The 6639-nt window shown below is 65.5% G+C and carries 9 protein-coding genes; 5 read left to right on the top strand and 4 right to left on the bottom strand.

Annotated elements, in window-relative coordinates; genetic code table 11:
- Nucleotides 1–51 precede the first annotated feature (51 nt).
- Nucleotides 52–522 carry a winged helix-turn-helix transcriptional regulator gene (locus XH79_RS25295; RefSeq protein ID WP_271583337.1) on the bottom strand — a complete coding sequence of 157 codons (471 nt, stop codon included), beginning with the start codon at nt 520–522 and terminating at the stop codon, nt 52–54.
- A gap of 120 nt (nt 523–642) precedes the next feature.
- Between XH79_RS25295 and XH79_RS25290 the strand changes: the two genes are divergently transcribed.
- Together XH79_RS25290 and XH79_RS25285 are read left to right on the top strand one after the other, a co-directional pair.
- A complete protein-coding gene (locus XH79_RS25290) occupies nt 643–1416 on the top strand; it encodes an SDR family oxidoreductase (RefSeq protein WP_212335845.1) in 774 nt (257 codons plus the stop codon).
- Between the two features lie 177 nt (nt 1417–1593).
- The gene (locus tag XH79_RS25285; RefSeq protein ID WP_271583336.1) at nt 1594–1776 is read left to right on the top strand and encodes a hypothetical protein; all 183 of its coding nucleotides are present in this window, start codon (nt 1594–1596) and stop codon (nt 1774–1776) included.
- A gap of 49 nt (nt 1777–1825) precedes the next feature.
- On the opposite strand, the gene XH79_RS25280 is transcribed toward XH79_RS25285, so the two are convergent.
- Nucleotides 1826–2431 (bottom strand): FMN-dependent NADH-azoreductase, encoded by a 606-nt coding sequence (locus tag XH79_RS25280; protein ID WP_271583335.1) that lies wholly within the window; start codon nt 2429–2431, stop codon nt 1826–1828.
- An 83-nt stretch (nt 2432–2514) separates the two neighbouring features.
- Here XH79_RS25280 and XH79_RS25275 point away from each other — a divergent pair, with 83 nt between their 5' ends.
- Complete coding sequence (locus XH79_RS25275; protein WP_271583334.1) at nt 2515–2949, top strand: winged helix-turn-helix transcriptional regulator; 435 nt, start codon at nt 2515–2517, stop codon at nt 2947–2949.
- On the opposite strand, the gene dprA is transcribed toward XH79_RS25275, so the two are convergent.
- Nucleotides 2946–4088 (bottom strand): DNA-processing protein DprA, encoded by a 1143-nt coding sequence (dprA, locus tag XH79_RS25270; RefSeq protein ID WP_271583333.1) that lies wholly within the window; start codon nt 4086–4088, stop codon nt 2946–2948. The two genes, XH79_RS25275 and dprA, sit on opposite strands and share 4 nt — an antisense overlap.
- A 95-nt stretch (nt 4089–4183) precedes the next feature.
- Between dprA and XH79_RS25265 the strand changes: the two genes are divergently transcribed.
- Together XH79_RS25265 and XH79_RS25260 are read left to right on the top strand one after the other, a co-directional pair.
- Nucleotides 4184–4465: a DUF6959 family protein gene (locus XH79_RS25265; protein ID WP_271583332.1), complete on the top strand. Its 282-nt coding sequence runs from the start codon at nt 4184–4186 to the stop codon at nt 4463–4465.
- An 8-nt stretch (nt 4466–4473) separates the two neighbouring features.
- The gene (locus XH79_RS25260) at nt 4474–5718 is read left to right on the top strand and encodes an amidase (protein WP_271583331.1); all 1245 of its coding nucleotides are present in this window, start codon (nt 4474–4476) and stop codon (nt 5716–5718) included.
- 102 nt (nt 5719–5820) lie between these two features.
- On the opposite strand, the gene XH79_RS25255 is transcribed toward XH79_RS25260, so the two are convergent.
- Nucleotides 5821–6528, bottom strand: coding sequence for a formylglycine-generating enzyme family protein (locus XH79_RS25255; RefSeq protein ID WP_271583330.1), 708 nt, complete (start codon nt 6526–6528; stop codon nt 5821–5823).
- Nucleotides 6529–6639 lie beyond the last annotated feature (111 nt).

The raw sequence follows: 6639 nt of genomic DNA, 5'->3' as shown, positions 1-6639 counted from the left end.
GTGACGGTGAGAGATATACGCTCGCAGTGACGGTGTGGTGGCAGTTCGCTGCTATCCCGCCGAGCGCCGTCGTCGCGCCGGCCGCGGCTTCAGTGTGGTGTCGGCAGGGCTGAGCAGGCGGCCGTCCTCGGCGCGCATTTCGAGCTTCTTCACCGGGCGGCCTTTTTCGCGATCGACCAGGATCGTTGCGATCTCCTCAGGCGTGTCGTCGAATTCCTCGCTCCATTGCCGCAGCGCGACCAGGATCGGGAAGGTGCCGCGGCCCTTCGGCGTCAGCACATATTCTTGATAAGCGCTGCCGTCGGAGGCGGGGGCGGTTTCCAAAATGCCGTGGTCGACCAGCGCGCGCAGGCGGACGGCCAGAATGTTCTTGGCCATGCCGAGCTTGCCTTGGAATTCGCCGAAGCGGCGCAGGCCGAACAGCGCCTCGCGGATGATCAGCAGCGACCACCAGTCGCCAAGCGCGTCCAGCGACCGTGCGATCGGGCAGGAATCGCCCTCGAAGCTCGTTCGTTTCACCATCGTTCCGGTCCTTCGCGTTCGCACGGTCCTGCCGCCGATCACGCGCTTGTGTGGTTGCATCATAAAACCAAATGGCCTAGATGGCAATGTAGTTTCATCATGCAACTACTGGAGGCGAGCGTGAGACTGAAGAACAAGACGGCCCTGATCACCGGCGGCAATAGCGGCATCGGGCTGGCGACGGCAAAACTGTTCGTGGCCGAGGGCGCCAGGGTGGTGATCACCGGGCGCAACAAGGAAACGCTGGCCGCAGCGGGGAAGGAGCTCGGACCGAACGCGCTCGCGGTCGCAGCCGATGCCACCGACATCGCCGCGACCGAGGCCGCGATCAAACAGGGCGCCGAAAAATTCGGCAAGTTCGACATCGTGTTCGCCAATGCCGGCATTCCCGGCAGCACACCGCTCGGCGCCGCGACGCTGGACGTTTTCGAGAAGGTCATCAGCACCAATCTGACCGGCGTGTTCTTCACCGTGCAGTCGGCGCTGCCTTACCTCAACGACAATGCCTCGATCATCCTCAACGGCTCGGTGATCTCGGTGCTCGGCATTCCCGGCTATTCGGCTTACGGCGCGGCGAAGGCCGGCGTGCGCGCGATGGCGCGGATCATGGCTTCAGAGCTGTCGCCGCGCGGCATCCGCGTCAACGTCGTCGCGCCCGGCGCGATCCGTACGCCGATCTGGGGCGCCGCGATCGCAACGCCGGAGGCCGAGAAGGCGTTCGAGAAGCGCATCGGGCTGATGACGCCGCTCGGACGCCTCGGTGAACCCGATCACATCTCGAAGACGGTGCTGTTCCTCGCCTCCGACGATGCCGCGCACGTGCAGGGTCAGGAGATCTTCGTCGACGGCGGCGCGGTGGCATCGCCGAGCGGCGCGCCGATCTATCGCGGCTGATCAAGTAAAACGAAAATTGAATCGGTCGGCGCCACGACGTCGGTTGCGTCGGCCGGTTCCCTCGCGTTGTGCGACCTGATTTCTAAACCTTTGCGTGAGGCGTTGAACCTTCACTTGCGCTGCAAAGACATTTTTACGGGCAGGGGGTCACAAGACCCGATTTCATGGGAGCCCGTGATGCCGAAGGCAGCTCGCATTTTTTCGTCGATTTCAGCACCGCGTATTTTCACCGAACGTTCCGCCATTCCCGCCAGGCGCTCCGACACCTCCGAGTTCATCGGCGTGGCTCTCTTCTCCGGCATCGGCCTGTTCATTTCGCTCGTGGCCGTCATCCTCGGCATGCAGGGCGTCTGGTTTTAGCGAGGTCAGCCGCCGCCGGAGTCCGGCAGCGGCTGGTATTGTCGGTGCTTTACGCAGCGCGCAAATTGGTGGCGGCCTGGAGCGCGCCTGCAATCGCCTTTTCGCGGTGCTCCGGTCCGACCTGGATGCCATCGGCGCTGATGAATTCGGGATTGATGCCGATGAAGCCGAACACGCCGCGCAGATAGGTTTCGAGATGCTCGAGCGCCGCGGCCGGCGAGCCTGCGCCGTAATAGCCGCCACGTGAGATCGCCAGGATCACACGCTTGCCGCCGGCAAGACCCTGCGGCCCATTTGCCCCGTAGCTGAACGTCTTGCCCGCGACGACGATGCGGTCGATCCACGCCTTGAGCTGGCTGGGAATGGTGAAGTTGTACATGGGGGCGCCGATCACGACGATGTCGGCGGCCAGGAACTCGTCCAGCGCGGCCGCGCTCGCGGCAAGGTCAGGGCCGAGTTCCGCCGGCGCCGGCGCGCCTTGCGCGGCCGCCAGATGCGAGCCGGAGAGGTGGGCGAGCGGGGTCTGGCTCAGGTCGCGATAGGCCACTTGAAGCGAGGGCGTCGCCTGCTTGAGGCGGTCGACGATGGCGGCGGAAACCTGCCGGCTGACGGAGTGGGGGCCGAGCACGCTGGAGTCGATATGGAGGAGTTTCATTTGGGGTCACCCTGGTATAGATTTGTAACCCGGACTACATGAGTGACTGTCGAAATCCCCGCAAGAACGCACTTTTTTGAGCCATGGACACATATTTGAAACCGGCACACACCGATTTGCCTGCCTCGCCAAGGCCGGATCAGGGTCTGGATCAACGGCCAGATCCGAACCACGCGGACTGCCGCGGGGTCGCCTCCGTGCTGTCCCGCGTCGGCGACAAATGGAGCGTGTTCGTGATCATGATGCTGAGCGACGGGCCACGGCGCTTCAATGAGCTGAAGCGCATGATCAACGGCATCTCGCAGCGGATGCTGACCCTGACGCTGCGCGGCCTCGAGCGCGACGGCCTCGTCACGCGCACCATCTTCCCGACCATTCCGCCGCGCGTGGACTATGAGCTGACCGATCTCGGCCGCGGCCTGTCGCGGCCCGTCGAGGCGCTCGGCAAATGGGCGAAGGACCATCTCGATCAGATCGAGGCCGCACGCACGAAGTTCGATCAGCGCAACGACGGCTAAAGCAGCGACACCAAGCCGCCGCCGTGGCGTTCGAGCCGGCCGGCGAGCTCGAGTTCCAGCAGCACGGTGCGCACGATCGCGGGCGAGGCACCGGACATTCGCACTAGGTCGTCGATCGAGATTGGGGCCGGGCCGAGCAGGCCGGTGATCTGGTCGCGGTCATGGCCTTGCGGATCGCTTTCAAACGGCTCGCTGTCGGGTTCGCCGGCGGGGTGCATCAGCGGCCGCTCCATGATCGGCTGCACCGCGTTGACGATGTCGGCGGCTTCGGTGACGAGTGTTGCGCCCTGCTTGATCAGATCGTTGGTGCCGGCGGCGCGCGGATCGAGCGGTGAGCCCGGCACCGCGAACACCTCGCGGCCCTGTTCGGCCGCCATGCGCGCGGTGATCAGCGAGCCGGAGCGGTGCGCCGCCTCCACCACGACGACGCCGAACGCGGCGCCCGAGATCAGGCGGTTGCGGCGGGGGAAGTCGCGGGCGCGCGGCTCATGGCCGAGCGGCATCTCGGAGATCGCCGCGCCCGCGCGATCGAGGATCGCGGCGAGCAGGTCGCCATGCTCGGGCGGATAGATGCAGTCATGGCCGCCGGCGAGCACCGCGATCGTGCCGCTCTCGACGCTGGTGCGATGCGCCGCCTGGTCGACGCCGCGCGCCAGTCCCGAGATGATGACGAAGCCGGCTTCGCCAAGCTCGCGCGCGAGCTGGCCGGCGAACTTCAAGCCGGCGCCGGAGGCGTTGCGCGAGCCGACGATCGCGATCATCGGCCGCATCAGGGTCTTTGCGTCCCCGCGCACGGCGAGCAGCGGCGGCGCATCGTCGATCATCGCGAGCCGCGCCGGATAGCCGTCCTCGCCGGGCGCGAGCCAGGCGATGCCGAATTTGCGGCTCGCGGTGAGCTCGGCCTTCGCCTCATCCGCGCTGCAGATGCGCCCCGATCGCTGCGCGCCGCCGCGGCGCGCCAGATCCGGCAGCCGCTCCAGCGCCGCGCGCGCACTGCCGAAATGATCGACCAGCGAGCGGAAGGTGCGCGGGCCCACATTGTCGGAGCGGATCAGCCGCAGGCGGTCGATCCGCTCAGCCTCGGTCAGCTCCACACTTGGGTTGATGGCGTCCACGGCGCCTCCTTGCAGGGGCAGCATGGAACAACCTGAGGGCGTAGGGAAGGGGCTGGACCCGGCTGCGACACCCCAATAAATGGATAGTGACCAAGCGGATTGTTGTCTGAGGCATTGGAATGCGTGTCGCACCGGTCGAGATTTTCGCCGACACCACGAACGCGGCGGTGATGCGTCACCCGGAACGGCATTTTCCCGGCGTGCTGATCCAGGGCGATACCCTACACTCGCTCTGTTGCATGGCAGACGATGCCTGTTCGGCCCTCGACCGGTCGTCGGAAGCGTACGAGAATGCCAACGAGCTCAGAAACCGGCTTTGGTCTTACCTCAATCACTACAAGGCCGTCCTGGACGAGCACGGCCTGCCTCTGCCGTTCAGCGACCGAGGCACCTTTACTTAGGGATACCCATGATCTCACTTGCCGACCTCCAGCGCCGCATTGAAGCGGGCGAGCTTTCGCCCGAGGCCGCCATCGCCCAGTCGCACGCGGCGATCGAGGCCAAGGAGAACGACGTCCGCGCCTTCGTCCGGCACGACAAATCCGCGAAGGCGCAAGCCTCCGGGCCGCTGCGGGGCATCGCGGTCGGCATCAAGGACATCATCGACACCGCCAACATGCCGACCGAGATGGGCTCGGAGATCTATCGCGGCTGGCAGCCGCGCTCGGATGCGCCGGTCGTGATGATGCTGAAGCGGGCAGGCGCGACCATCATCGGCAAGACCACGACCACAGCGTTCGCCTCGAGTGATCCGACCCCGACGCTCAATCCGCACAATCTCGGCCATACGCCGGGCGGCTCGTCCGCCGGCTCGGCCGCAGCCGTCGGCGCTGGCATGATTCCGCTGGCGCTTGGCACCCAGACCGGCGGCTCGGTGATCCGGCCGGCCGCTTACTGCGGGGCCGCCGCGATCAAGCCATCGTTCCGCATGCTGCCGACGGTCGGCGTGAAGTGCTATTCGTGGGCGCTCGATACGGTCGGCCTGTTCGGATCGCGCGCAGAAGATCTCGCGCGCGGGCTTTTGGCGATGACTGGCCGCACCGAATTCTCCGGTATTACGCCGGCGAAAGCGCCGCGCATCGGCGTGGTCAGGCAGGAGTTTGCCAAGGCCGTGGAGCCGGCGGCAGAGGAGGGCTTGCAGGCGGCGATCAAGGCGGCCGAGAAGGCCGGCGCCAGCGTGCAGACCATCGATCTGCCCGAGGCGGTCAGGGAATCCTGGCGCATCCATCCCATCATCCAGAACTTTGAGGCGCATCGCGCGCTCGCCTGGGAGTTTGACGCGCGTCACGACGAGATCGCGCCGATGCTGCGCGCCAGCCTCGATGAGACCGTCGGACTGACGCCGAAAGAATACGACGATGCACGCCGGATCGCCCGCCGCGGCCGTCGCGAGCTCGGCGAGCTGTTCGAAGGGGTCGACGTGCTGCTCACTTATTCTGCGCCCGGCACCGCGCCGACCAAGGCGCTCGCGACGACAGGCGATCCTCGCTACAACCGGCTCTGGACACTGATGGGCAATCCTTGCGTCAACGTGCCCGTGCTGAAGGTCAACGGCCTGCCGATCGGCGTGCAGGTGATCGCGCGCTTCGGCAATGACGCGCATGCGCTGGCGACGGCGTGGTTCCTGGAGAATGCGCTGGCGAAGTCAGGCTAGCGCGAATTGATCGGGACAAAAGAGTTTCGGTTTGAATTCGGCAGCGGAGTGGTCTCCGCTGGATGTTCTCTGTCCGGAAAGCGATAAACAGTCGACTCGTTGCTATTCTTCCGAACGGCTGTTCCCGGCACTCCATGCGTTTGTGCAGAGGCGAAAGCCCAGATCGTCGATCCGAAAGGTCGGATGGCTACGCCGGCGATTGGTTGCCAAGCAACCTCTTTCATGATCCGCCCAGCCGCCGCCACGGAAGGTCCGGTATGCTCCGTAGACCTGCGGGTCGTACTGGTCGTAGCACCACTCCCATACGTTGCCGATCATGTCATAGAGTCCCCAGGCGTTTGGTTGCTTGCTGCCCACGGGCTGAGGCCGACCGCCTGAGTTTTCGGCGAACCAGGCGATGTCGTCGAGGTGGCCATATCGGGGGCCGTGGCTTCCCGCCCGACAGGCGTATTCCCACTCCGCTTCGTTCGGCAACCTGTAACCGTCAGCGTCCGCGACGAGTGAGGCCCCTTGGGCGTCATCGTCCATGACATAGGCGGCCGAGAGTCCCAGTCTTCCGGATAGCAGATTGCAGAACGCGACCGCGTCGAGCCAGGACACGTTTTCAACGGGGCAATTGGCATCCAACTCCGAAGGAGGCAACGTCCCGGTGATCTCGGCGTAGAGTGCCTGCGTCACAGGGGCAGCGGCAATCCTGTAGGATTGTAGTTCGACATCCCAGCGCCGCCGGGTCCGGTCGTCTCTCAGCGCCACGATGCCGGTCGGAATCGTGATCATCTGAAGACTCAGTGTTGCTGGAAGCTTGTCCACGGTCTCTCGTCCGAAGCGGGGCGGCCTCACGCCGCGGTCTGCTTACCAACCCGGGCTCCTGCTATCCAGCCCCCACGTTCCTTCAGACGTCTGCGAGTGCGCAGGGCCGCG

Source organism: Bradyrhizobium sp. CCBAU 45389 (genome assembly GCF_028128625.1).
GTDB classification, from domain to species: Bacteria; Pseudomonadota; Alphaproteobacteria; order Rhizobiales; family Xanthobacteraceae; genus Bradyrhizobium; species Bradyrhizobium liaoningense_B.
This window is presented reverse-complemented; position numbering and strand designations above follow the sequence as displayed.